21 protein-coding genes and 1 tRNA gene are annotated in these 24,695 nt (G+C 73.7%); 9 read left to right on the top strand and 13 right to left on the bottom strand.

Features of this window, described 5'->3' with window-relative positions:
• Window positions 1-84 precede the first annotated feature (84 nt).
• Entirely contained in the window at window positions 85-2,634 is a 2,550-nt protein-coding gene (locus ACRYR2_RS16105; RefSeq protein WP_432563902.1) for a cell wall-binding repeat-containing protein, read from the bottom strand.
• Window positions 2,635-3,299: 665 nt separating this feature from the next.
• Between ACRYR2_RS16105 and ACRYR2_RS16100 the strand changes: the two genes are divergently transcribed.
• Both ACRYR2_RS16100 and wsfD read left to right on the top strand, forming a co-directional pair.
• On the top strand, window positions 3,300-5,546 hold the full coding sequence (locus tag ACRYR2_RS16100) for a putative bifunctional diguanylate cyclase/phosphodiesterase (protein ID WP_432563901.1): 2,247 nt from the start codon (window positions 3,300-3,302) through the stop codon (window positions 5,544-5,546).
• A 32-nt stretch (window positions 5,547-5,578) separates the two neighbouring features.
• Complete coding sequence (gene wsfD / locus ACRYR2_RS16095; protein ID WP_432563900.1) at window positions 5,579-7,042, top strand: glycan biosynthesis hexose transferase WsfD; 1,464 nt, start codon at window positions 5,579-5,581, stop codon at window positions 7,040-7,042.
• A 49-nt stretch (window positions 7,043-7,091) separates the two neighbouring features.
• Here wsfD and ACRYR2_RS16090 read toward each other — a convergent pair whose 3' ends face one another.
• The 5 genes from ACRYR2_RS16090 to ACRYR2_RS16070 form a co-directional block, all read right to left on the bottom strand.
• A complete protein-coding gene (locus ACRYR2_RS16090) occupies window positions 7,092-7,328 on the bottom strand; it encodes a helix-turn-helix transcriptional regulator (RefSeq protein WP_432563928.1) in 237 nt (78 codons plus the stop codon).
• An 80-nt stretch (window positions 7,329-7,408) separates the two neighbouring features.
• The gene (locus ACRYR2_RS16085; RefSeq protein ID WP_432563899.1) at window positions 7,409-7,954 is read right to left on the bottom strand and encodes a GNAT family N-acetyltransferase; all 546 of its coding nucleotides are present in this window, start codon (window positions 7,952-7,954) and stop codon (window positions 7,409-7,411) included.
• A gap of 79 nt (window positions 7,955-8,033) precedes the next feature.
• Window positions 8,034-8,573: a hypothetical protein gene (locus ACRYR2_RS16080; protein ID WP_432563898.1), complete on the bottom strand. Its 540-nt coding sequence runs from the start codon at window positions 8,571-8,573 to the stop codon at window positions 8,034-8,036.
• A gap of 20 nt (window positions 8,574-8,593) precedes the next feature.
• On the bottom strand, window positions 8,594-8,998 hold the full coding sequence (locus ACRYR2_RS16075) for a hypothetical protein (protein ID WP_432563897.1): 405 nt from the start codon (window positions 8,996-8,998) through the stop codon (window positions 8,594-8,596).
• An 89-nt stretch (window positions 8,999-9,087) separates the two neighbouring features.
• Window positions 9,088-9,510 carry a cold-shock protein gene (locus tag ACRYR2_RS16070; protein ID WP_432563896.1) on the bottom strand — a complete coding sequence of 141 codons (423 nt, stop codon included), beginning with the start codon at window positions 9,508-9,510 and terminating at the stop codon, window positions 9,088-9,090.
• A 99-nt stretch (window positions 9,511-9,609) separates the two neighbouring features.
• Here ACRYR2_RS16070 and ACRYR2_RS16065 point away from each other — a divergent pair, with 99 nt between their 5' ends.
• Both ACRYR2_RS16065 and ACRYR2_RS16060 read left to right on the top strand, forming a co-directional pair.
• Window positions 9,610-11,898, top strand: coding sequence for a putative bifunctional diguanylate cyclase/phosphodiesterase (locus ACRYR2_RS16065; RefSeq protein ID WP_432563895.1), 2,289 nt, complete (start codon window positions 9,610-9,612; stop codon window positions 11,896-11,898).
• A 79-nt stretch (window positions 11,899-11,977) separates the two neighbouring features.
• On the top strand, window positions 11,978-13,900 hold the full coding sequence (locus ACRYR2_RS16060) for a sensor domain-containing diguanylate cyclase (protein ID WP_432563894.1): 1,923 nt from the start codon (window positions 11,978-11,980) through the stop codon (window positions 13,898-13,900).
• A gap of 18 nt (window positions 13,901-13,918) precedes the next feature.
• Here ACRYR2_RS16060 and ACRYR2_RS16055 read toward each other — a convergent pair whose 3' ends face one another.
• Window positions 13,919-14,176 (bottom strand): hypothetical protein, encoded by a 258-nt coding sequence (locus ACRYR2_RS16055; protein WP_432563893.1) that lies wholly within the window; start codon window positions 14,174-14,176, stop codon window positions 13,919-13,921.
• A 193-nt stretch (window positions 14,177-14,369) separates the two neighbouring features.
• Between ACRYR2_RS16055 and ACRYR2_RS16050 the strand changes: the two genes are divergently transcribed.
• On the top strand, window positions 14,370-16,481 hold the full coding sequence (locus ACRYR2_RS16050) for a SpoIIE family protein phosphatase (RefSeq protein WP_432563892.1): 2,112 nt from the start codon (window positions 14,370-14,372) through the stop codon (window positions 16,479-16,481).
• A 30-nt stretch (window positions 16,482-16,511) separates the two neighbouring features.
• Here the strand turns inward: ACRYR2_RS16050 and ACRYR2_RS16045 are convergent, their stop codons facing one another.
• Window positions 16,512-16,892, bottom strand: coding sequence for an ATP-binding protein (locus ACRYR2_RS16045; RefSeq protein WP_432563891.1), 381 nt, complete (start codon window positions 16,890-16,892; stop codon window positions 16,512-16,514).
• A gap of 145 nt (window positions 16,893-17,037) precedes the next feature.
• On the opposite strand from ACRYR2_RS16045, the gene ACRYR2_RS16040 reads away from it, so the two are divergent.
• From ACRYR2_RS16040 to ACRYR2_RS16025, 4 genes are read left to right on the top strand one after another with little or no spacing between them, the layout of a single operon-like run.
• Window positions 17,038-18,081, top strand: a complete 1,044-nt coding sequence (locus tag ACRYR2_RS16040) for an NAD(P)-dependent alcohol dehydrogenase (RefSeq protein WP_432563890.1) — start codon at window positions 17,038-17,040, stop codon at window positions 18,079-18,081.
• Window positions 18,082-18,102: 21 nt separating this feature from the next.
• Window positions 18,103-18,873, top strand: coding sequence for an NADPH-dependent F420 reductase (locus tag ACRYR2_RS16035; protein ID WP_432563889.1), 771 nt, complete (start codon window positions 18,103-18,105; stop codon window positions 18,871-18,873).
• A gap of 17 nt (window positions 18,874-18,890) precedes the next feature.
• Window positions 18,891-19,877, top strand: coding sequence for a D-2-hydroxyacid dehydrogenase (locus tag ACRYR2_RS16030; protein ID WP_432563888.1), 987 nt, complete (start codon window positions 18,891-18,893; stop codon window positions 19,875-19,877).
• A gap of 52 nt (window positions 19,878-19,929) precedes the next feature.
• Window positions 19,930-20,796 (top strand): diacylglycerol/lipid kinase family protein, encoded by an 867-nt coding sequence (locus ACRYR2_RS16025; protein WP_432563887.1) that lies wholly within the window; start codon window positions 19,930-19,932, stop codon window positions 20,794-20,796.
• Here ACRYR2_RS16025 and ACRYR2_RS16020 read toward each other — a convergent pair.
• The 5 genes from ACRYR2_RS16020 to ACRYR2_RS16000 form a co-directional block, all read right to left on the bottom strand.
• The gene (locus ACRYR2_RS16020; RefSeq protein ID WP_432563886.1) at window positions 20,767-21,567 is read right to left on the bottom strand and encodes a nucleotidyltransferase family protein; all 801 of its coding nucleotides are present in this window, start codon (window positions 21,565-21,567) and stop codon (window positions 20,767-20,769) included. The genes ACRYR2_RS16025 and ACRYR2_RS16020 overlap by 30 nt on opposite strands.
• A 31-nt stretch (window positions 21,568-21,598) precedes the next feature.
• On the bottom strand, window positions 21,599-22,375 hold the full coding sequence (locus ACRYR2_RS16015) for an alpha/beta fold hydrolase (protein WP_432563885.1): 777 nt from the start codon (window positions 22,373-22,375) through the stop codon (window positions 21,599-21,601).
• 10 nt (window positions 22,376-22,385) lie between these two features.
• Window positions 22,386-23,951, bottom strand: coding sequence for a diguanylate cyclase domain-containing protein (locus ACRYR2_RS16010; RefSeq protein ID WP_432563884.1), 1,566 nt, complete (start codon window positions 23,949-23,951; stop codon window positions 22,386-22,388).
• Between the two features lie 186 nt (window positions 23,952-24,137).
• Window positions 24,138-24,527, bottom strand: a complete 390-nt coding sequence (locus ACRYR2_RS16005; RefSeq protein ID WP_432563883.1) for a hypothetical protein — start codon at window positions 24,525-24,527, stop codon at window positions 24,138-24,140.
• Window positions 24,528-24,593: 66 nt separating this feature from the next.
• A tRNA-Ser gene (locus ACRYR2_RS16000) sits at window positions 24,594-24,686 on the bottom strand.
• Between the last annotated feature and the right edge of the window lie 9 nt (window positions 24,687-24,695).

The raw sequence follows: 24,695 nt of genomic DNA, 5'->3' as shown, positions 1-24,695 counted from the left end.
GCCGTGCAGACGACTGGAGCCCCGGATCGGGTCGATCCGGGGCTCCAGCACTTCAGCAGAGGTTCAGCTTCGTGCTCATCACGATCAGTTGATCGTGTCGTCCTCGCTGCCGTCGAGGTCGATGCCCACCGTGTCGCCAGCGCCGGTGATGCCGCTGGTGGCGGTGATGGTCAGCGGGTAGTCGACGTTGCCGTTGCCGGCGACGTTGCGGTCCTCCACGACTCCGTTCAGCGTGATCGTGAACGAGTTGTTGGTGAGCCCGGCAGCGCCGCTGAGAGCCGAGAACGTCGCGGCCGTCAGGCCGTCGTCCGTCGTGGCAGCGGTCGCGCCGTTCTGCACGCGGATCAGGTCACCGTCAGCGTCCGTCACCTCGATGTAGTCGTTAGCAGCGAGGGTGTCGAGGGTCTCGTCGGCGACGATCGTCCACACGTCGCCGCTGGATGCGCGGCCCACGAGCACGGCGTCAGTCGTCAGCGCTGCGGAGTCGATCGTGGCGGCGGTCTGGGTCGTGAGGGTGGTCACCTCAGTCTCCGGGTTGCTGAGCGCGGACTCCTCGCCGTCCACGGTCTGCGTCGCAGCGACGTCGTAGTTGGTGTTCGCGGTCAGACCGGTGAGCACAACCTGGAAGCCAGCAATGTCAGCGTCCTGGTCGCCGGTGGCAGTCCCCAGAACATCGCTGTCAACGGTCACGGTGGGGTCAATGGTGGCCGTTGCGCCGTCGGCGTCAACCTCACCGTAGATGGTCACCGTGTCCGCGTCGTCGACACCTGTGACGGTCAGCGTGACCGACGAGTCGGTCGTCTCAGCGGAGACCACACTGATCGCGGGCGCGCCCGGCGTCGTGTCCGCCAACACGAAGGTCGAGTCGAGCGCCGGGTTCTGCTGGTAGACCGTCGCCGGAGCAGCGACGGTTCCCGCCACGATGTCGTCGCCAACCGAGAGCTGAGCCTCGAACTCTTCGAGCGTCACCGCGTTCTGCGGAGCAGTGCCACCGATGAAGAAGTTGTCGGAGGAGTCGTAGTTGTAAAGTGCGGCGCTCGTAACGATCGAGTCGCCGGCCTTGTCAACGATCTCGATGTCCTGCGCGCTACCCGTAACGACACCAGTCGCCGCCTCATCCGGAACGGTCTGGATGGCGCCACCAAGGCCGAAGGCCTCGGTCGGCAGGCCGTCTTCATCCAGCTCCAGGCGGGTGTTGTCTCCACCATCGACGTACACGACCGGGACGAAGCCCTCGACCGTGGCGGCGTCAGTAGTAACGGTGAAGCTGATGTTGCCGGCAGTCGGAGCGATGCCGCCGATGCTCTGACCCGGGGTGGCGGCGCTGACGCCGTTGACCACAGTGATGTCGGCTTCGACGGTGCCGGGCAGGGCCAGACCGGTGGAACCGTCCTCCACGAAGGAGACGACGCCGTTCTCGTCCACGGAGATGTTGTCCGCGTCCACGAGCGTCACGCGGTACTTGCTGTCGGCGTCGAGGCCGGTCACGGAGTACTGACGAACCTCGTCGAAGCCGAGCCCAACGGCGTCGGCCGGCGACACTGCGAGCGTCTGGTTGGTGCCGGGAGCCTCGGTCGCGCCGGCAGCGGCCTCGGCCGCGGTGATGACCGACGGGTTGATCGCGGCCTGACCACCGAAGGCAGCGCCAGTGGTGAGCGTGTCCTTGTTAGCGGTCAGGTAGCCGGTCGCAGCCGCGCCGAGCGCCGAGGGCGACTCGGTGAGCAGGAGCGGGAAGGAGTTCGTGCCCAGCCACTGCGACGAGACGAGCGCGTCAGCGGCGTTGCCGGCGTTCGCGGCAGTGTCACCGCGGGCGATGCCGACGCCGGTGTTGAGGAAGCCCCAGTTGGCGACGGCCTCGTCAGCGATCTGAACGGCGGTCTCGGGGCCGGTAGCACCCGCGACACGCTCGTTGACCGTGAAGTCCGCGCTCTCGAGAGCGTCGACGACGGTGTTCGGGATGGCGGCGGTGCCACCGAGCGGCGTGATCTCGGTGATGCCGGCTTCCTTGACCGCGTCGATCCAGGCCTGGTCGACAGCACCCGGCACCAGCAGGATCGGGATGCCGTTCTTGTAGGCGATCGGGCCGGCGGCGAGCGCGTCTGCCGGGTTGCCGAACGCACGCACGACGAACGCGTGGGTCGGAGCCTCGTCACCCGCGGCGTTCAGGGCGTCCAGGGCGGTCTCGGTACGGGTGGCGCCGGAGAAGCGGTCCACCGTGTAGCCGAGCTCCTCGAGCTGACCCTGCTGGTCAGCGCTGACGGCCGCGGAGCCACCGACGATGTAGACGTCGCTGACGCCCAGGCTCTCGAGGGCGGTCTCGGTCTCGCTGTTCAGCTCGCCCTGGTCGGTGACCAGGAGAGCCGCGCCGAGGGAGCCAGCCACGTAGGAGGCGGCGAGGGCGTCAGCCGGGCTGTACGCGTTGACGAGGACGGCGGTGTCGACGCCGTCGGGGAAGGTCTGGCCCGCGATCGCAGCCGCGGTACCGAAACGGGTCTGAGCCGAAACGGGAGTAACAGAGAAGTCGGCGGTGGCGTGAGCCGCGCCGGCGAAGCCACCGACGGTTCCGAGCCCCACGAGGGCGGCAACGCCGGCCCCGATACCACGCCGGCGCAACCGGGAGGTTGCTGCGGTCACGATTGCCTCCAAGGCAGTGTGAAGTGATGTTTCCCCCCCGTGAGGGGCCGGCTCGTGCGAGCCTCGCCACCTCCCCGATCGCTACTCAGCGGAGCGGCTTGGTGACAGATCCGAACGTACACGACAGTCACACCAGCAACACGGGGAGTAACGAAGAAACTCTGGCCCCTACGGCGTGTCGCATGGCGCACACGGTGCGTGACCTGCGGTTATGCGTCGGATCAGTGAAGGTCACAGTTTGGTAACGGGCAGGCTCACCCGTCTCGACGGCCCCATAGCACCCATCTGGAGTAGTCACACCGGAGGGTGTGACCGCCTCAGCACGGACTACCGGCGGTGGTGACTCGTGTGGGTGAGTCCTGGAGAACCACTCGCTCCTGGTCCCTCGGGGTGGTCGTCGCTGACTGTGACGGGAGGGAGGTCGGATCGGCTCCTTGGCGCGACAGAGTCACCGAGGTCGGCGAAGGGCGGGTCACTGCGGGTATCCGGCCTCCCCGCCCTCCCCTCGTGATCAAGGACTCGAACCAGGGACCGCGTACGGCACCTGGACGAGAAGAGTTCGAGTCCTTGATCACGAGGGCGGGGAGGGCGGGGAGGGCGCGGAGGGGTGGGTGTCACGCGGTCGGCGCATTCAGCCCTTGCACCCGCACACCGACCCTCATCCCATGACCTCCCACCGGCTCGCGTGGCGAGCGGCGCTGTCGGCTGCCGCGCTCGCCGTCGGCGCGCCCCTGGCCCTGACCGCCTCCGCGCGGTGGGAGGACTCCCACCAGGTCAAGGTCGTCGTCGGCCTGGTCTGGCTGCTCACCAGCGCGCTCATCCCCGCCGTGACGTCGAAGGCCACGCAGGCCGGGGTCGTGAGGTACACGCTGGCCGCGACCGTGTGGGGTGCCGGCACCGTCCTGGCCGGCGCCTACCCGGCCGCCCACGTCGGCCCCTTCCCCGCCCCGCACCTGGCCCACGCCCTGTCGCTGCTGGGCCTGGCGGTCGTCGCCGTGCAGCAGCTGCGCAACGCGCGGGTCGCCGGGGACGACCAGCCCCTGTTCGTCGAGGCGGCCCTGATGGGCACGGTGCTGGCCGCCACGGCCTGGGACGGGTTCGCGCGCGCCGGCTACTCCGGCGACGGCTGGTGGACGGCGAGCGCCTCCCTCGTCCTGGTCACCGGCTCCTTCGTCGCGGCCGCCACGCTGGTGCTGGCCGTGGAGCACCCCCAGCTGCGGCGGTGCAGCACGGGCCTGGCGATCGGCGCCTTCGGGACCGAGGTCGCGGCCATCACCGCCACGCAGCAGCCGCTGTCGAGCGACGTCGGGATCCTCGTGGCCGCCGCCGGCGCGTTCGCGCTGATGCTCACCCAGCCGCACGGCGGGATCGTCCGGCACGGCGGGTCGGCGGCGGCGCGGGCCGTGCGGCGGCTGCGGCTGGCCATGGTGGTGCCGGCGATGCTGCTGGTGGTCGACGTCGCGGCGTTCGTCGTGGCCCCGCGCGCCGACGGGGTGATGTTCGTCTACATCGGGGGCATCGTGGTCGCCGCCGCGGCGCGTCAGGTGGCCACGGCCCGCGCGATCGACCGCACCCACGACCGCCTGTCCTTCCAGGCCCTGCACGATCCGCTGACGGGGCTGCAGAACCGCGGGGCCCTGCAGGCCGCGCTCATCGAGCCGGACACGACGCAGTCGCTGGTGATCCTCCAGGTCGGCGGCCTGGACGACGTCACCGACGTCCTGGGCGTGGCGACGGGTGAGGAGGTGCTGCGCGCGGCGGGGCGGAACCTGCGCGAGCACGTCGCGCAGCTGGGCGGCAGCACGTTCCGGGTGCGGCACGACGAGTTCGCGGTGCTGCTGCCGGGCCGGCCCGAGGAGGTCGTGCGGCACCTGCCGGCGGCGTTCTCCGCGATCAGCGCCGCCCCGCTGCAGGTGCCCGGCGCGGGCCGCTTCCCCGTGGAGGCGGTCGCGGGGGTGGCGTGCGTGCAGGCCGGGGTGCGCGGCAAGGACGCCAGCGACGCGATGGTCCCGCTGGTCCAGGCCGACCTGGCCCTGCGCGACGCCCGCGCCACCGCCCGCGGCAACTCCGCCGCGACCGGGTGGTCGGTGTACTCCGGTGAGGTCGCCGCGGCCCACGCGCGCCGGCTGCTGGTGCGTGAGCGGCTGGCCCTGGCGGTGGCCGAGGGAGGCGTCGACGTCCACTTCCAGCCGATCGTGAACTTCGCGACGGGCCGGGTGGAGAAGTTCGAGGCCCTGGCCCGCTGGGACGACCGCGAACTGGGCCGCGTGTCCCCCGTGGAGTTCATCGCGGTGGCCGAGGAGTCCAACCTCGTCGTCGCCCTGGGCGAGCACGTCCTGCGCCGCGCGGTCGGCACCGCGCACGCCGCGGGGGTGTTCGCGGCCGGGGTGCGGCTGGCGGTCAACGTCTCCGTCGTGCAGCTGCAGTCGCCGGGGTTCGCCGACGTGGTGCGCGAGATCCTGGCCGCCTACCGGATCCCGCCGCACCTGCTGACCCTGGAACTGACCGAATCGGTGTTCCTGGACACCGACTCCCCCGCCGAGCGCGTCGTCACCGAACTGGCCGGCCTGGGCTGCCAGATCGCCATCGACGACTTCGGCACCGGCTACTCCGCCTTCGGCTACCTGGACCGGCTGCCGGTGCACGTGCTGAAGATCGACCGGTCGCTGACGCAGTCGCTGACCGGGGAGGGCAACGGCCGCTCGGTCGTGACCGCCGTCGTCGACCTGGCCAACCGTCTCGGGCTGACCGTCGTGGTCGAGGGCGTGGAGACCGACGAGGAGGCCGACATCTGCCGCTCGATGCGGGCCGGGCTCGGGCAGGGCTGGCTGTACTCGGCGGCCGTCACCGCCGACCGGATCGCGGCCGAGCTGGAGCGGGAGCACCCCGTCTCCGGTGGCGCGGTGCGCTGAGCCGGCGATCTCCCCGCGCTACCGTCCCCGACGTGTCGCGCCGGAGCCTGCTCGCCCCCGCCGTCCTCGGCCTCCTCACGTCCCTGGCCGCGGCCGTCGTCCTGTTCGGCGGCGTCTTCGGCGGCCGGGACGCGGGCCTGGCCGACAACGGCGACGGCCCGCGCTACACCTGCCAGCTGGGCCTGGTCGCCGAACGGTTCATCCAGCACGAATCGGCGTGGTTCACCTTCGAGCCGGTGCCGGCCGGCCAGCCCTCGTGCCTGGACGACCCGGTCGCCCGCGCCCCCTCGAGCTGGGTGCTGCTGGCGGGACCGTTCGTGCAGCTCGTCCAGCTCGTCGACGGCCCGGGTTTCGACCTGCGCTGGTTCGGGGCCGCGACGTGCGTGGTCCTGGGGTTGCTGGCGGCGCTGTTCGTCCTGTCGTGGCGGACGTCGCGCCTGCGCGCGGTGGCGCTGACCGTCCCGCTGCTGCTAGTCGCGCTGGACGTGACGTTCCTCGGCTACGCCAACGCCCCCTACGTCGAGATCGGTGGGTTCCTGCTGGTCCTGCTGTTCGCGGCGCTGCTGGTGCGGGCCACCGGACGTGACCGTCCGCTGGGCCGGGACCTGCTGCTGCTCGGGATCTGCGGCGCGGTCCTCGTCGCGCTCAAGGCCGCGACCGTGAGCCTGGCCGCCGTCGTCGGGCTGGTGCTGCTGGTCCTGACGGTGCAGGCCGTGCGCCGGGCACGGGCGCGCGCCGTGGTCGCGACGGTGGCGGCCGCGGTCGTCGCGTTCGGCGCGGTGGGCGGGGCGGCGCTGGCCGAACTGCGGCTGCAGGGCACCGGGTACTGGCAGACGAACCAGTACAACCTGCTGTTCGCGACCGTCCTGGAGAACAGTTCCGACCCCGCGCGGACGCTGACCGACCTCGGGCTGGACCCGGCGCTGGCGCCGTTCGCCGACACCCAGATCTGGGACCCCGACAACGCCCTGGCCCAGCCCGGCTACCCGCAGGCGCAGCGGGAGTTCTCCCGCCTCGACTACGTCCGCCACGTCGTGACCCACCGCGAGCAGTGGCAGCCGCTGGTGGAACGGGCCACGCTCGAGATCACCCAGCCGCGGGTGACCCGGCAGGCCGACGTGTACCAGCCCGAGGCCACCGACTCGGTGACCGTGCACCCCGACGGCCTCGCCTCCCGCGCCCTGCACCTGCTGCAGCCGCTGGGCGCGTGGGGGGTCGTGGGGTCGTGGGTGCTGGGGCTGGCCGTCGGGCTGGCGGCGTTCTTCCGCACCTCCCGGCCGGTCGTGCGGCAGTGGGCTGCGTTCCTCGTGCTCGTCGCGGCGATCGCTCCGGTGCAGATGGTCACCGCGCTCGTCGGGGACGGGTACGGGGAGATCCGCAAGCACCTGGTGTTCTCGGCGTACGCGAGCGGGCTGGAACTGGCGCTGCTGGCCGGGGGCGTGCTGGCGCTCGCGGTGCAGCCGGTGGTGCGGGGGCGGGAGCGGGTCGGCGTCTGAGGACGCGCCCCCCTGCCGGGGCGACATCGGGTGCGTCGCCAGGCGGGTCTCACCGGTCCCCCAGCAGCTCATCCAGGATGTCGGCGGTGTCCCGGGTGTCGGCATCGACGAGCGCGATGGCGACCTGGAGAGCCCGCACCACGGCCAGGACGCGGTTCAGCTCCGCGCGGGGACGCCTACCGCGTTCGAGGTCGATGACGAAAGCTCGGGAAACCCCGGCGCTCGCAGCCAGCCGCGCCTGGGTCAGGCCGGCTCGCTCGCGGCGTTCGCGCAGCGCAGCGCCCAGTTGGAGCTCGTACGCGGTGGCGCGCGCGGGTCACAGTGCTGTGACATCGAGCCGCGGGGAACGTGACGTCTCAGCTCACCTCACCACACGTCCCCCGACCGCCACTCGCACACGAGCTCGGCGTCCAGGTCCAGCGACCCGGCCGGGTCGAACACCCGCACCCCGCCGTCCTCCTCCGGCGTCCGCTCGACCCCGGTGGGCGCCATGACGTGCAGCGGCCCGCGCCACACCGGCCAGCCCCGCGCCGCGTACAGCGCCGCGCCGTCGTCGGAGGCGCCCAGGAACCCCACGCCGTGCCCGGCGGTGACCACCCGCTCCAGCTCGGTCATGACCAGCGAGCCGATCCCGCGCCGGCGGTGGGTGGGAGCGACCGCGACGGCCTCGACGTAGCCGACGGGCAGCGGCCGGCCGGCGATGAGGAACTGCCGCCGCACCACCGAACCGTGACCCACGAGCGCGTCCCCGTCGTGGACGAGGGCGTGCCAGCCGCCGAGGGCGTGCTCGAGGTCGTCGTCGTCGAAGTCGCCGTCCGGGCCGCCGCGGAAGGCGTCGGTCAGCAGCGCGCGGATCGCGGCGCGGTCCTCGACGGTGAGGTCCGCGGTGTGGCAGCCGGTGAGCACGGTCACGGCCGCATCATCGGCCTGGACCGGAACGTTCCGACACCTGATTTCGCCTACGAGGTGTCGCAACGTTCCAGTCTGCGCCTCACCGAGCGACGGACCAGGTGCGCGGGCCCGAGCCGCGCCGCTCCAGCCCGCGTCGTCGGGCGTCGCGCAGTCGCCAGACGGTCCGCCCGCGGTGGCCCGGCGAGACGTCCAGTCCCGTGAACCGCACGACGATCAACCCATGCCGCTCCAGGCCCTCCTGCCGCACGTTGTCGACCGTCGTCACCTCCAGTCGGAGGTGACGACGGCCATCGAACTCGGCGGCCACCGCGGCCTCCTCGTCCAGCAGGTCCGGACGTCCGAGGTGGTTGCCCTCGCCGTCGACGACGCGCTCGTTGACGAGGGGGGCGGGCAGGCCGGCGTCCAGCAGCCAGATCATCCGCAGCTCCGACTCCTTCGGGGAGCGCACGCCCGGTACGGCGAGCCGGGCGGCCTCGCGGGCGACCGGTGAGCCGCGCAGCTTCGGCCGTTCCTCCAGGTGCGCCAGGACCGCCGGCCCGGTCGTCGCCCCTGCAGCCCACAGGGCGTCGATCGCCACCACCCCTCGACGGGCCTGCCCGGACAGCCTCGCGAGGTCCACTGCCGTGCGGACTCCCGAGGTCACCGGGACGCCGCGGACCTCGGTGACGTCCTCGGCCCGAGGTCCGAGCGCAGGAGGCGAACCCCCGGACGCGGCCGCAGCCGCCGGTGCGGGGGCAGGCAGACCAGGACGGGCAGCTCACGTCCGCCGACGAGGCCATCCAGGTCGCGAGCCCCGTGCAGGTACGCGGCCGCCCAGCCGCCGATGACCCCGCCCGGCGGCAGGAGGGGAACGACGTCCCGGATCCGTCGCTCGACCGTCGGTGGCTCGTCGGCCGCTGCGTGGACCCCGCGGTGGGGCGAGCGGTAGGCGCTGGCTCGCAGCTGACCGTCGGTCACACCCGCAGCGCGCAGCTGAGCGCGGCGCCGCGCGTCTCCCGCCCCTCCTCGCACGCGGCGCAGGATGTCCCACGAGGACGGCGTCACGCTCCGTCCCTGTGGAGAACTCTCGACCGGAACGTTCCGACACCTCCGAACGCGATCGGGGTGTCGGAACGTTCCGGTCCGCGCGGCGGTCAGCCCCGGCGCGGGCCCTCGTCCGCCACGAAGCCGCGGTCGATGCCGTAGTCGGTCAGGAAGTCGCGCACGTCGCGGATCTGCCCGCTGGTCAGGCCGTCCACCGACAGCAGGATCTCGGTGACCTCGCGGCGGAACTCGCGCAGCTGCACCGCGCCACCGCCGGCACCGCCGCGCGACGTGGGCCGCGAGCGCTCGGGCGCACCGCCCCCGGTGCGCCGGGACTCCACCCGCACACCGGTCGCCTTGGGGCCGCGCTCGCCCTCGGTCAGCGTGAACTCCACGGTGGCACCCTCGAGCGGGCCCTCCTCGGACCCGACGATGTCCTTGAAGTGGAAGAAGACGTCATCGGGAGCCTCCGGGCTCCTGATGAAGCCGAACCCGCGCTCGTCGTCGTACGAGCGGACTTTGCCCTTGGCCAACACACCCACCACATCTCACTGGTCCAGCACCGAACCGGACCATCCTCCCCGGTCCCCGCGGTGGTCACGACCCAGGACGCGACCTTCTAGAGGATCTGCGTGAAGTTCACGCACGGATCGACCGACACCACCACCATGGTCGCCTCCCTCACGCGCCCCACCGCGGGCCGCCTCGCGGGAGGGGCGCTGCTGCTGGCGCTGGCCGCGGCCCTGGTGGCGCTGGCGGTCTGCCTCGGCGGGACCGTGCGGGCACCCGTCGCCGCCGCCGGCACCGCGGTGGTCGTGGCGGCCGCGGTGGCGCTGCTCGCGCTGCGCCACGGCCACCACTCGGAGAGGTACCTCGCGGCGGCGACGCTGTGGGGCCTGGGCGCGGCGGCCGCGGGGCTCCTGCCGACCCAGCAGGTGGGCCCGCTGCCCGTCGCGCAGCTGGCGTTCGCGATCGGTGAGCTCGGCGCGCTCGCCGTCCTGCTGCAGCTGCTCGTGCACGCCCGCGCCGGCAGCGACGACCCGCCGCTGGTCGTCGACGCGCTCATGCTCGGCAGCGCCCTGGCCACCGCTGGCTGGGACGCGTTCGCGCGCACCGGGCACGCCGGGACGGCCGGCTGGACCGCCGGCACCGTCGTCGTGCTGGCCGTGGCCTCCCTCGTGGCGTGCGCGGCGATCGCGCTGGCCGTCGAGCAACCCCGGCTGCGGATCGCCGCCACCGCCCTGACCGTCAACGGCGCCGGGTCCGCGCTGGCCGCGGTCTGCTTCCACCACAGCTCCGCCGTCGCCTGCGTGGCCGCCGTCGTGGCCGCCGCCGGCGGGGTCGTCGGGTTCCTGGCCCTGCCCCGCGACGGCGTCGTCCGGCACGGCGGGCAGGCCGCCGAGCGCGCCGCCCGCCGGCTGGAGACGGCCTCCCTGGTGCCGGGACCGATCCTGCTCGCCGACCTGGTCCTGCTGGTGCTGTCCCCGCGCGCCGACCCCGTCCTGTACGGGATGTACGTCAGCGTCCTGGTGACGTTCACGGTCCGGCACGCCGCGACGGCGCGCTCGATCGACCGCACCACCGCGCACCTGAAGTTCGCGGCCCTGCACGACGCGCTGACCGGGCTGGGCAACCGCACGCTGCTCGAACGCGTCCTCACCGGACCCGACCACGAGCAGTCGCTGGTCCTGGTCGAACTCGTCGGCCTGGACGACGTCAACGACGTCCTGGGGGTCCCGGCCGGTGACGCCGTCATCGCGGCCGCCGCCGACGCGGTCCGCACGGTCGCCGGTGAACTGGGCGGCAGCGCCTACCGCACCGGGGGGAACCAGATCGCGGTCGTGCTGCCGGGCGATCCGGCGCGGTGCCTGCACCAGGCCCGGAGCCTGCTGGCCGCCATCGCCACCGCCCCCGGCCGGGTCGAGGGGGCCGGGCGGTTTCCGCTCACGGCCGTCGCCGGCCTCACCACCTGCCCGGTGGTGGCGACCGGCGACGTCATGACGCCGTTCGTGCAGGCCGACATCGCCCTGCGCGACGCCAGGCACCTCGGCGGCGGGTCGGTGTCGGTGTACTCCGGAACCGTCGCCGCCGAGCACGCCCGCCGCAGCCTGCTGCGCGACCGCCTCGCCACGGCCGTGCGCGACGGGCTCGTCGACGTGCACTACCAGCCGATCGTGAACTTCGCGACGGGCCGGGTCGACAAGTTCGAGGCCCTGGCCCGCTGGGACGACCCCGTCCTGGGCCGGATCCCGCCGGTGGAGTTCGTCGCGGTGGCCGAGGAGTCCAACCTCGTCGTCGCCCTGGGCGAGCACGTCCTGCGCAGCGCCGTCCGCTGGGCCCACGAGGCCGGGGTGTTCTCCGTCGGCGTGGGGCTGGCGGTCAACGTCTCCGTCGTGCAACTGCAGTCCCCGGGTTTCGCCGACACCGTCCGCGAACTCCTGGCGCAGCACCGGATCGCCCCGCACCTGCTGACCCTGGAACTGACCGAATCGGTGTTCCTGGGCGAGGACTCCCCCGCAGAGCGGGTCGTCACCGAACTGGCCGGCCTGGGCTGCCGGATCGCCATCGACGACTTCGGCACCGGTTACTCCGCGTTCGGGTACCTGGGCCGGCTGCCGGTGCACGTGCTGAAGATCGACCGGTCGCTGACGCAGTCGCTGACCGAGGACGTCAACGGCCAGTCGGTCGTCACCTGCGTCGTCGACCTGGCGAACCGGCTGGGGCTGACCGTCGTGGTCGAGGGCGTGGAGACCGCACAGCAGGCCGCGATCTGCCGGTTCATCTCCGCTCCGCTGGGGCAGGGCTGGCTGTACTCCCCGGCCGTTCCCCGCGAACTGCTCGGTGAACAACTGGCGCGCACGTACCCGGTGCCCGAACTCCTCGGGGCGCCCGACGGCGAGCGGGAGCTCACCGCGAACTGAGCCCTGCGCAGCGCCCGGCCGGGCAACCGCGAGGGCTCCTGGACTACGGATCCCCCCACCACGCGCCGAAGACCATCGTGTGACTCCCCGGTCCCCCTCCCGGGCCGGTGCCCAGGCGCCGGTCCACAGGCTGTGGCCCAGCCTGTGCTTCGCCGCGCTGTTCGCCCTCGCGGTGCTCTGCGGGCGCGCCTCGGCCCTGGACGGCGGCGGCGTCAGCCTCGTCTGGCCCGCCGCCGGGGTGGCCGCCGCGTGGTTCAGCCGCAGCCGCACCCCGTGGTTCGACGCGTTCCTGATGGCGCTCGTCACGGTCGTCACCAACAGCGCCACCGGCGCCGGTCCCCTGCTCGTCGCGGGTTTCGTCACGACCAACCTCGTGCAGGCGGCGTTGTTCGCGCGCTGGCGACGGCGCTGGTTCGACCCCGCCGACGGCCTGGGCTCGCGGCAGCTGGCGGCGCTGCTGGGCGCCACCGGCGCCGCCTGCGCGGTCTCGACCGCCGGGGGCGCCGTGGCGGTCACCCTCGACGGCGGGACGTTCGGCTGGGTGGCGGCGGCGGTGTGGTTCACCCGCAACTGCGCGGGGATCCTGCTGGTGACCCCCGTCCTGCTGCGGTTGCTGGCCCGCGTCCCCGTCTCGGTGTCCGGCCGGCGGTTCGCCGCCGTGGAGCTCGGGCTGGCCCTGGGAGTGACCCTGCTGGCCTACGCCGGGGTGTTCTGGCTGGCCGACGGGCTGCCGCTGGCGTTCCTGCCGATCGGGGCGACGATCTGGCTGGCGCTGCGGTTCGACACCACGCTGGTCACCCTCACCACCCTGGCGGTGGCCAGCGCCGGGGTGCTGGGGACGATGGCCGGGCACGGGCCGTTCGCCTCGATCGGGGACGTGGCCGTCCGCGCGCTCGTCGTGCAGGTGCACGCCGCCTTCCTCGCCGTCCTGAGCCTGGCGCTGGCCGTCGGCCGCGACGAACGCGCCGTGCTGGTGGACCGGCTGCGGATCCGCGAAGGCGCCCTGGCGCAGGCGAACACGAAGCTGGCCGCGCACGCCGACCAGGTCGAGCGGCTCGCCGGCGCCTCCCGTGCGGTGCTGACGGCCGAGGACCCGCGCCAAGCCGTCTGCGCGGCCGCCCTGGAGGTCGCCGGGGCGCAGGTCGCCTACCTCCTGCAGCCCGACGGGCAGGGCCGGCTGGTGTCGACGTCCACGGTCGGGCTGCCCGAGGGCACGCGGCTGGGCCTGGACGTGCGGGGCGACGTGAGCCTGGTGCTGTCCAGCTACCTCTCCGGCGAGCCCCTGTTCGAGGCCGACGTCGCCACCCACCCGCAGGCCCATCCCGCCCTCGTCGCGCTGTGCGGGACGGTCTCGGGCGCCTGGCAGCCCGTCGTCGACCCCGACGGCCGCGTCGTCGGGGTGCTCGGCGTGATCTGGCACGAGCGGATCCCCGCCCTCGATCCCACGACGGCCGCGGTGCTGGCCGGGCTGGCCGCCGAAGCCGCGCACGCCTTCGCCCGCGCCGACCTGCTCGCCCAGCTGGCCCGGGCCGCCGACCACGACCCGCTGACGGGGCTGGTGAACCGTCGCCGCTGGGACGAGCTGGCCCGCGCCGAGATCGCCCGGTCGGTGCGCAGCCACGCACCGCTGGCGTTCGCGCTCCTCGACCTGGACCACTTCAAGCAGTACAACGACACCCGCGGGCACCTGGCCGGCGACCGGCTGCTGCGGGAGTTCGCCGCGGCCGCCGGCGCCCAGCTGCGCGAGGTCGACACGCTGGCCCGCTGGGGCGGTGAGGAGTTCGCGCTGGTACTGCCGGGGTGCTCGGCCGCCGACGCCGTCGTCGTCCTGGAGCGGGTCCGGGCGGCCGTGCCGGACGGTCAGAGCTGCACGGTCGGGGTGAGCCAGTGGCGACCGGGGCTGAGCGCCCAGGAGGTCATGGCCGCGGCCGACGACGCGCTGTACCGGGGGAAGGCGACCAGGAACGTCACCGTGGTGGACGCCGGGGTGCCGGCCCGCTGAGGCGCAGGGACGCAGCGGTCAGAACCAGGCGGGCTCCCGGAGCTCGAGCAGGAAGCGCTCGCGCAGGAAGGTCTGCAGGTTGGCCCCCAGCGGGTCACCGGGCTGGGCCTTCTCCGGGTCGTCCAGCCCGCGTTCGCGCCGGGAGATGACGGGACCGGAGTCCCGCAGCGAGGCCAGGAGCGCCCGGGAGTACGTCCCGGCGAGCAGGCACTGCAGCGCTTCCTGCCGCAGCGGCTCGTCGAGGCCGGCCAGCCACTCGTCGTGCGAGGCGATCACGCCGACCAGTGTGCACCCCGGTCGTTCACCTCGGCGCCACCCCTCGGCCGCCCGGACGAACTCGTGACGGAACGTACCAACGACGTCACACGAACGGCTGGATCCCGCCGGAGATCATCTCGACGATCTGCGGCGCAACCAGGTCCGGACGCGGCGGTCGCACCCGCCGCATTGTGGGGCTAGGGTCGAAGGGATGGACGGAACCAACGCCGCCTTCGCCGGTGATGCCGTCGCCGAGCGGCTGCCCCAGGTGCTGCACGGACAGCCCGGTGCGGTCCTGCTCGTGCAGGTCTCCGACGGCACCGTCCTGTTCGCCAACCCCCTCGCCGAGCAGCTCGCGCCCGGCATGCGGTTGCCCTGTCCCGCCGACGACTGGTCGCGCCGGGCCGGGCTGGAGACCTCGGCCGGTGACGACATCACCGACCCGGCCAACGACGCCTCCCCCCTGTCGCGCATCGCGCGCGGCGAACCCGTCCACGGCGAACGCGTCACCGCGGCCCGCTCCTCGGACATGTCCCGGGAACGCGAGGCGCTGTGGGTCATCGGCCTGCCGCTGTCGGACGCCCCGGTGGACCAGCTGTCCGGGCTCGCGCTGGTGGCCCTGCTGCCGCTGCGCGAGGAGCAGATGGTCGCCGACGCCAAGGAGTCGGCCGAGCGGCTGCACTCGCGTGCGGTCCTGGCCAGCGACCTGTCGTTCACGATCTCCGACCCCAACCGGCCGGACAACCCGCTGGTGTGGGTCAACCCCGCCTTCGAGAAGGTCACCGGCTACGCGCGCGACGACGTCCTGGGCGAGAACTGCCGCTTCCTGCAGGGGCCGGACACCGACCGCGCCGCGGTGCGCCGCCTGCGGACGGCCCTGCAGACCGGCGAGACGGTCACCGAACTGCTGCTGAACTACCGCAAGGACGGGACGGCGTTCTGGAACGAGGTCGTCATCTCCCCCGTCCTGAACGCCGAAGGCGAGGTCACGCACTTCGTCGGCGTGCAGTCCGACGTCACGCTGCGGGTGCAGGCCGAACGCGAACGCGACGCCGCGCTGGCCGTCGCACGGGACGCCCGGCACCGGCTGGAGTTCCTCTCCGGAGTGACCGACCAGCTGTCCGAGGTCCTCGATCCCGATGCGGCGCAGGACCTGTTGCCTTCACTGGTGGTTCCCGAGTTCGCCGAGTGGGCGTTCGCGACGATGCTCGACTCCAGCGGCCGGACCCGGCACATCCGCGCCTCGCACGCCAGCCCGAGCCGGGCGGGGGACGCGGCGCGCTTCCAGGAGCTGCAGGCCGGCCTGAACGAGGGCTCGATCTCCATGCGGGTGCTGCGCGGGGACCTGGGCCCCACGCTCGTCTCGGTCGAGGACGAGCACGTCGACGCCGTGACCTCCACCGAGGCCGGTGCGCTGCTGCGGGTCCTGGGCCTGGGCAGCGCCATCGTCGTCCCGCTGCGGGCCCGCGGGCAGGTGACGGGATCGCTGACCCTGCTGTCCGGCCCGGACCGTCCGCCGTTCACCGAGGACGACCTGGCCACCGCGACCGACCTGGGCGCCCGCGCCGGCGTGGCGCTGGAGAACGCCCGGCTGTACGCGCAGCAGCGCCGCTCCTCCGAGACGTTGCAGCTGAGCCTGCTCACCCCGCCGACGACGACGCCGGGCCTGTCGGTGGCCACCCGCTACATCCCCGCCGCCGAGGCCGCGCAGGTCGGCGGCGACTGGTACGACGCCTTCACCCAGCCCGACGGCTCGACCGTCGTCGTCATCGGCGACGTCATGGGCCACGACGTGTCGGCGGCCGCCGCGATGGGACAGCTGCGCACCCTGGTGCGGGCCCTGGCCTACGACCGCTCCGCCGAGCCCGCCGAGGTCGTCCACCGCCTGGACCGCCTGCTGGACGGGCTGGGCCTGACGACGCTGGCCACGGCCGTGGTGCTCCAGTTCGACGGCGTGGACGAGGCCGGGGAACGGCGGATCCGCTGGTGCACCGCCGGTCACCTGCCTCCCGTGGCCGCCGCCCCGGACGGTGCGGTGCGGATGCTGGAGGGTGACGGGATCGTCCTGGGCCTGGGGGCGGAGCAGGAACGCACGCAGCAGTCGGCCGTCCTGCAGCCCGGGTCGACGCTGCTGCTGTACACCGACGGCCTGGTCGAGCGCCGGGACCGGTCGATGGAGGTCCGGCTCGCCGAGCTGCGCGACGTGGTGGCCTCCCTGGCCGAGCTGGACGTCGAGACGCTGTGCGACGAACTGCTCGCGCGCATGCTGCCCGGCGGCAGCGACGACGACGTGGCGATCGTGGCGGTCCGGGCCGAGGGCTGACCACCTCCTCCACCCGTGCTCAGGCGGGGGTCAGGCGGTGAGGTCGCACCACACGGTCTTGCCGGCCTCCTCCTCGCGCACGCCCCAGTCCGCGCAGATCGTCGCCACCAGCCCGACCCCGCGACCGGACTCGGCGGAGGTGTCGACCGTCCGCTGCCGGGGCAGCTGCGGGCTGCCGTCGCTGACCTCCAGGCGCAGGACGCCGTCCCGGCAGGCCACCCGCGCCCGCACCGGCGGCTGCCCGTGCTCGACGGCGTTGACGATGAGCTCGGAGACCACCAGCAGCGCCCGGTCCAGCACGTCCCCGGAGTGCTCGGGGCACACCTGTGCCCGCACGAACGCCCGGCCGTGCCGCGCGGCGCTCAGGTCCGCGGGCAGGTCCACGTCGGCGGCCGGGGTTCTCGAGCACACTCCTCCATGGTGCCGCCGTGACGGGTGGTTCGCGTCTGGTAGAGGCTGCAACGAACCCGTTCAGCGCTGTCGGTGTCCTGGGGTTACCGTCTGTGGTGAGCGCAACGACGCGCGTGCCGACCATCCGCGAGTCACAGGAGCCTTCGTGCCCACCACCGTCAAGGCCTACGCCGCCACGTCCGCGACCGAGCCGCTGACCCCCTTCGAGGTCGAGCGCCGCGACGTCGGCCCGAAGGACGTCGCCATCGACATCAAGTTCGCCGGCATCTGCCACTCCGACATCCACACCGCCCGCAGCGAGTGGGGGCCGGCCAACTACCCCGTCGTCGTCGGCCACGAGATCGCCGGCATCGTCACCGAGGTCGGCTCCGAGGTCACCAGGTACGCCGTCGGCGACCGCGTCGGCGTCGGCTGCATGGTCGACTCCTGCGGGGAGTGCAAGAACTGCACCGCCGGCAGCGAGCAGTTCTGCCTGCAGGGCAACGTCGGCACCTACAACAGCGTCGGCAAGGACGGCCGGCCCACCCACGGCGGGTACTCGCAGGCCATCGTCGTGACCGAGGGCTTCGTCTGCCGCATCCCCGACGGCATCGAGCTCGACGTCGCCGCCCCGCTGCTGTGCGCCGGCATCACCACCTACTCCCCGCTGCGCCACTGGGGCGCCGGCCCGGGCAAGAAGGTCGCCGTCGTCGGCATGGGCGGCCTGGGCCACATGGCCGTCAAGCTCGCCGCCGCGATGGGCGCCGAGGTGACCGTGCTGTCGCAGTCGCTGAAGAAGGAGGAGGACGGGCTGCGCCTGGGCGCCACGCACTACTACGCCACCTCCGACCCGGCGACGTTCGAGCAGCTCAAGGGCTCCTTCGACCTCATCGTCAACACCGTCAGCGCGCAGCTGGACTTCGACGCGTACCTGTCGCTGCTCGACGTCAACGGCGCGTTCGTCAACGTCGGCCTGCCCGAGGACCCGGTCTCGCTGCGGATGTTCTCCGTGGTCATGGGCAACCGCAGCTTCGCCGGCTCCAACATCGGCGGGATCCGCGAGACCCAGGAGATGCTCGACTTCTGCGCCGAGCACGGCATCGGCTCCGAAGTCGAGGTCATCGCCGCGGACAAGGTCAACGAGGCCTACGAGCGCGTGCTCGCCTCGGACGTGCGGTACCGGTTCGTGATCGACACCGCCACCCTCTGACGGGGTCCGGCTGGGGGACCGTTGACGCATCGGGCCGGACCTACCGGCCCGTTGCGTCAACGGTCCGCCCTCGGCGGCCCCGAGCGGCAGGGCGCCGGAGCCGGACGTAGCGTCGCCGCCATGGACATCGGCATCGTCGGCGCCGGCAACATCGGCGGAAACCTCACCCGCGCGTTCACCGCGCTCGGCCACACGGTCCGCGTCGCGAACTCCCGCGGGCCCGAGACGCTCAGCGGTCTGGCGAACGAGACCGGGGCGAGCGCCGTTCCTGCGACCGAGGCGGCGCGTGGGGCCGAACTCGTGGTGGTGACCGTTCCGATCAAGAGCGTGCCGGACCTGCCCGCGGACCTGCTCGACGCCCTCCCCGACGGCACCGTCGTCGTCGACACCGGCAACTACTACCCCCGCGAACGCGACGGCCGGATCGAGGACCTGGAGAACGGGACGCCGGAGACGGTGTGGACGGCCGGGCACCTCGACTCCCGCGGCCGGCTGAACTGGGTGAAGGCGTTCAACGGCATCCAGGCCGAGCACCTGCTCACCGCCGGACGGCCCGCAGGCGACCTGGAACGCCGCGCCCTGCCGATCGCCGGGGACGACGAGCGCGCCAAGGAGGTCGTGTCCGACCTCGTCGACCAGCTGGGCTTCGACGCGGTGGACGCCGGCACGCTGGCCGAGTCCTGGCGGCAGCAGCCGGGCACGCCCGTCTACGGCGCGGAGACGGGCGTCGAGGGCGTCACCGAGGCCTTGGCCGCCGCCTCCCCCGAGCGCCCGGCCGAGTTCCGCGGCTGACCCGCCAGGATGGGGCGGTGACCACGCCCCACCTCCTGGTCGTGCCCGTCGGCAGCAGCCCCGACGTGGCGCCGCTGCGCGAACTCGCCGACGTGCGGGTCGCCCACCCGCACGACCCCGACCTGCCCGACGCCCTGGCCACCGCCGAGGGGCTCGTCGTCTGGGACGGGTTCGACGTGGCCGTCGAGCGGGCCTGGGAGACCGCGCGGCCACAGGCGCTGCGCTGGGTCCACACCAGCAGCGCCGGCCCGGACCGGCTGCTGTTCCCGGCGCTGCGCGCGCACCCCAGCCGGCTGACCTGCAGCCGCGGGATCCTCGACGCCGACATCGCCGAGTACGTCCTGGCGTGCGTCCTGGCGTTCCTGAAGGACCTCACCACCACCGTGCGGCGCCAGGACGAGCACCGCTGGCAGCACCGGCTGACGCGCAGCCTCGCCGGCCGGCGCGCCCTCGTCGTGGGGGCCGGGTCCATCGGGACCCGCACGGCGCAGCTGTTCTCGGCCCTGGGCGTCGACGTCGACGGCGTCGTGCGCAGCGCCCGTCCCGCCGCGCCGCCGTTCGGCGCGCTGTTCGGCCCCGACGCCCTGCCCGACGTCGTCGGTGACTACGACCTCGTCCTCGTCGCCGCTCCCCTGTCGCCGGCCACCCGCGGGCTGGTCGGCGCGCAGGTGGTGCAGCGGATGCGGCCCGGCGCGGTCGTCGTCAACGTGGGCCGGGGACCGGTCGTCGACGAGGACGCGCTGCTCGCGGCGCTGCGGGCCGGGCGCCTGGGTGGCGTCGCCCTGGACGTCTGGTCGACCGAGCCGCTGCCGGCCGACAGCCCGTGGTGGGACACCCCCGGCGCGCTGGTCTCCCCGCACCTGGCGGGCGACTCCGAGGGCTTCACCGGGCGCCTGGAGCTCCTGCTGCACGAGCAGGTGCGCCGCTTCGCGGCCGGGCAGGAGCTCCTGCACGTCGTGGACAAGGAGCACGGCTACGCGATCACCTCTACCGTGGCCCCGTGACGGGACGCCGAACCCGAGCGCCCTCCGCACGAGCGAGTGAACAGGTGGTGTCGTGAGCGAAGTCCGCCGGGTCGTCGTCGTCCTGAACCCCAACAGCACCGGTGACGGGCCGACCAACGCCCGGGAGCTGGACGACGCGCTCCGGGGCGTCGTCGACGTCGAACTGGTCGAGACCCAGCACGCCGGTCACGCCGAGGAGATCGCCCGCGACGCGGTCAAGGACGACGACGGCACCCTGGTCGTCTCGGCCAGCGGCGACGGCGGGTACCACGAGGTCGTCAACGGGGTCGTGGACGCGGGACGGGGTCTGGCGGCGGTCCTGCCGTCGGGCAACGCCAACGACCACGCCACCGCCGTGCAGCAGCGTCCCCTGGCCGAGGCGATCCGCGACGTCGTCGAAGGCGGCCCGATCACCCGGATCGACCTGCTGGAGGTCTCCGGCGCGGGACGCCGCCGGGTCGCGCACTCCTACGTCGGCCTGGGCATCACCCCGGTCGCGGCCGCCGCGCTCAACGAGAACGACCTCGACGCGGTGAAGGAGGCCCTGCTGGTGGCGCGGTCCTTCTGGACCTACCGGCCGCTGACCATCACCCACGACGGCCAGGACATCAAGCTCGACAGCCTGGTGTTCGCCAACATCGACCGGATGGCCAAGTACGCCCAGCTCGCCCAGGACTCCGCCCCCGACGACGGCCGGTTCGAGACGCTGCTCATCCGGCACCGCGGCAAGCTGCGGCTCCTCGGGGAGTTCCTGCGGGTCGTGCGCGGCGCCCACCCGGTGCGCTCGCGGTCGGAGGCCTACGAGTTCACGACGCGGACCCCCATGCCGTTGCAGCTCGACGGTGAGGTTTTCCACGTCGAAGGGGGTTCGACGGTGACGGTGCGCTGCCTACCGCTGGCGTTGCGGACCGTCCTCTGACACGAGCGCCGTCGTCTCGGCCAGGAGTTCGCGTGCCCGCGCCAGGGGTTGGGGTTCGGCGCCGAACAACGCCTGCGCCCGGGCGGCGAAGTCGTGCGGAACCCGTTCCAGCCGGTCCGTGGCGGCGATCGCGCCCTTCTCGTTGAGCACCCACCGTCCGGCGACGGCGTGCAGCGCGTGCGCGCACAGCAGGACGACGCGGAACACGCACGCCGCGACGTAGGCGCGGTCCCCCCGCGGATCGGCCTTGGCCGCCCCGCCGAGCAGGAACTCCGCCTCGTCCAGCCGTTGCACGACCGCCGCCCGCAGCGCCGGCGGGAACCCGTCCGGGCGCAGCGCGCCCAGTTCCCCGGTCGGATCGGCCAGCAGGACGCCGTGGAACAGTTCCCCGGCGTAGGTGGTGCCGGGGAAACCCAGCGGGTGCCCGACCTGGAAGTGCCAGTCCCACCGGCCGTCCCGGGCGTCCTGGCAGCTGCGCGCCACCCGGTCCACGTCGCGGTAGATCCAGTCGACGGCGGTTCCCCCGATGCGCAGCCAGCCGCCGCCGTCGACCCACGGCCCCCAGCCGCCGGGTTCGGTCAGCGCCGCCGGGCCGTCGGAGAACTCGTCGGCGAGGCGCCGCAGCGTGGCGGTGTCCAGCGGTGGCCGGTAGTACAGGCCGAGGTCGACGTCGGAACCGGGGGCGTGCTCACCGCGGGCGCGGCTGCCGCCGAGGGCCACGGCGACGACGCCGGGGACCTCGACCAGCCGTCGGGCCAGTTCACGTTCCACCCCGCCAGCCTGCCGGTCGCTGCGCACCGTCTCAACCGAGGAACTCCAGCACGGCCTCCGAGGCCTGCGGCCGGAACTCCTCCAGGTACCCGTGCCGCGCGCCGGGCAGCACGACCGACCGGGCGCCGGGGATCCGGGAGGCGAGCACCGCGGCGTTGGCGGCCGGCGTCATCGCGTCGTCGGCGCCGTGCAGGACCAGCGTCGGGGCGGCGATCGCGGGCAGCAGTTCCCACCCGTCGTGGCCGGTGCTGGCCGCGTGGTGGGCGCGCCGGACCCGCGGCGTCCCGCGCGGGGTGAAGCGCTGGGCCACCTCGGGGTTCGCCGCGATCCAGGCGGGGGTGAAGAACAGTTCCAGCAGACCGGCCAGGCCCTCCGCGGAGGCGGTGTGGCGCATCCGCCGGGTGACCTCCTCCTGCCGCGGGACCTCGTGCGCCCCACCGGGTCCGGTGGCGCCCAGGACGAGCCGGTCGACGCGCTCGGGGTGCCGCGCGGCCAGCAGCGTCGCGACCCGGCCGCCCATCGAGAACCCGTACACGTGCGCGCGTGCGAGGCCGAGCGCGTCGAGCACGGCGACGGCGTCGTCGGCGAACGTGGCCGTCGACCACGCCCCGACGGGCACCTGCGAGGCGCCGGTTCCGCGGGTGTGCACGACGACGACCCGGAACCGGCCCGCCAGGTCCGCGCGCACCCCGTCGAAGGTCTGCGGCCCCAGCGACTGCCCGGCCAGCAGCAGCACCGTCGGGCCCGCCGTGGAACCCACGTCGACGGCGAGGAACCCGTCCTGCACCGCCACGCGCTCGGAACCCACGGCCACGACCCTACTGATCGGCCCGGTGATCAGCCACGGCCCGGTCGGCGCGGGCACGTTTGACCGCGTACATCCGCGCGTCCGCCGCGGCCAGCAACGCCTCGACGAGTTCGGGCACCGGGTCCGGCGCGGCGTCGGGCAGGGTGCTCAGGAGACGGCGGGGGTCCTCGCGGACCACGCCGACGCTCGCGGTGGCCGCGTACGGCGCACCGGCGAGCCGGAAGGGCTCGGACAGGGCCTGCCGCAAGCGGTCGGCGACGGCGCCCACCTCCGCGCCGGGGTCGGTGACCAGGACGGCGAACTCGTCGCCACCCCACCGTGCGGCGCAGTCCGCCTCCCGCACGCACGTGCGCAACCGCGCCGCGACCCCGCGCAGCAGGTCGTCGCCGGCCGCGTGGCCGAGGGTGTCGTTGACCGCCTTGAACCGGTCGAGGTCGACGAAGGCGACGACGACCGGAACTCCCGTCCGCAGCGACCCGGCCACGGCCTGCGCGATCCGCTCGGAGAACCGCCGGCGGTTCTCCAGACCCGTCAGCGGGTCGACGTGGGCCAGGACGTCCAGCTGCCGGCGCTGGCGCTCGGCGACGGCGAGCAGGCGGCGGTGGTCGGCCAGGGCGAGGAACTGCCGCGCCATCACCAGGACCACCATCGACAGCATGCCCGTCAGCACGAACCGGTCCGACGTGGTCCACAACCGCACCGCGCCGCACACCGTCGCCGGCAGCATCGCCACGTAGGGGGCGAACCACACCCACGACCCCGCCGGCGCGTGGTGCACCCGGTCCATCGTGCGCCGGTAGCGGGCCCCGACGGCCAGCAACCCGAACCCCAGCACCCAGGCGAGGTCGGCCAGGCCCCCGGTCGTGAAACCGGCCTCGGCCAGCACCCCGTAGAAGTAGGCCGCGTCGGCCAGCGTCAGCGCGCAGGCCGCGGCCAGGCACAGGACGCCCGGGACCGTGACACCGGTGCGCAGCACCGAGATGATCGTCAACGTCACGAACACGACGTCCATCACCGGGTACACCAGCGGCAGGACCAGGTCCGTGCCCGGGTAGGGCGACAGGCGCACGGCCTCACCGAGCCAGCCCACCCACACCACCGTCAGCAGCGCGGTGCCCAGCAGCAGACCGTCCAGCAGCGCCCGCAGCCCCGCGCGCTCCCGGGCCCGGCCGCGCAGCACCACCAGCGCCGAGACCACCGACAGCAGCGAGAACCCCAGGAACGGGCCGTCGGCCGCGGTGGTGCCCTCGGTGCGCAGCCCCAGGAGGTCCTGCGCGCCGTAGACCAGCTGCCCCAGTCCCCACGACAGGCACGCGGCCGCCAGCAGCTGCCAGCTGCGCCGGGACCACCCGGGAACCCCGCTCCGCCGGCCCGTCCAGGCCAGGCAGCCCGCCGCGGCGAACGCCGCGGCGGCTTCGGCCACACCGAACACCGCCAGCGTCGCCGTCGTGCCCGGCCCGGCCACCGACGGGACCAGGGCCAGCGCGACCAGGAGCACCGCGAGGACGACGAGGTCCACGCCGAGCCGGCCCGAGGCGCTCAGCGCGTTCCGACCGCTTCCCCGGGGGACCCGCACGCCCTGGTCATCGACGGGGTGAGCGGTGGCCTGGACGGGTGTTCACCCGTCGGCCGGACGGCGTCACCCGGACGGCGTCGCGCGGGAACGCTGTGCCGTCCCCACCCGCTCCGTCCAGCTCCGATCCGGTGACCGGCGGTGGGACGGGACGGCGGGTGTCGGCGGGTATCGGCGGGTGTCGGCGGGTCAGTCCTGCGGCTCCCCCGCACCCGCCGGGCGCATGAGCCGCAGCAGCGGGGCGGTGGTCAGCCGCTGCCGGATGAGCGCCGCGCCGACCAGCAGCACGACCAGGCCCAGCAGGGACAACGGCCAGAAGTCGAGCAGGAGCGAGGCCGTCAGCAGCGCCAGCGCCGCCACGAACGGCGCCGCGACCGGCATCCGGTTGTACCAGCGGGGCTGCAGCACCGCGGCCGCGTACCACCAGGCCACCGCCGCGACCCGTTCGTCCGGGTGTCGCCGGCCCTGCCGGGCCAGCGCGACGACGTCGTGCCGGTCCTCGGCGGGCAGCGTGTTGTACGCCCGCACCGCCGTCGCCCGCCGTTGCGGCGTCATCTCCGGACCCACGACCGCGCTCATCGCCCTGCTCCCTGCACCCGCCCATGGTAGGCGGGCGCGGCGGGCCGCCCCCGCGGGCGGGACGAGCGGAGGGCATGGGATTCGAACCCATGAGGAAGGAGTGGGTACCTCCCTAGCGGTTTTCAAGACCGCCGCCTTCAACCACTCGGCCAGCCCTCCCGGCACGCG

The sequence above is a fragment of the Kineococcus deserti genome (assembly GCF_050871945.1).
Lineage (GTDB): Bacteria > Actinomycetota > Actinomycetes > Actinomycetales > Kineococcaceae > Kineococcus.
The sequence above is the reverse complement of the archived record's forward strand: the minus strand, read 5'-3'. Positions and strand labels throughout refer to the sequence as shown.

Bases quoted from the DNA above. Each gene is read 5' to 3' on its own strand.
- ACRYR2_RS16100 (WP_432563901.1), top strand. From the start codon at position 3,300: ATGACCTCCCACCGGCTCGCGTGGCGAGCGGCGCTGTCGGCTGCCGCG.
- ACRYR2_RS16050 (WP_432563892.1), top strand. From the start codon at position 14,370: ATGGACGGAACCAACGCCGCCTTCGCCGGTGATGCCGTCGCCGAGCGG.
- ACRYR2_RS16005 (WP_432563883.1), bottom strand. From the start codon at position 24,527: ATGAGCGCGGTCGTGGGTCCGGAGATGACGCCGCAACGGCGGGCGACG.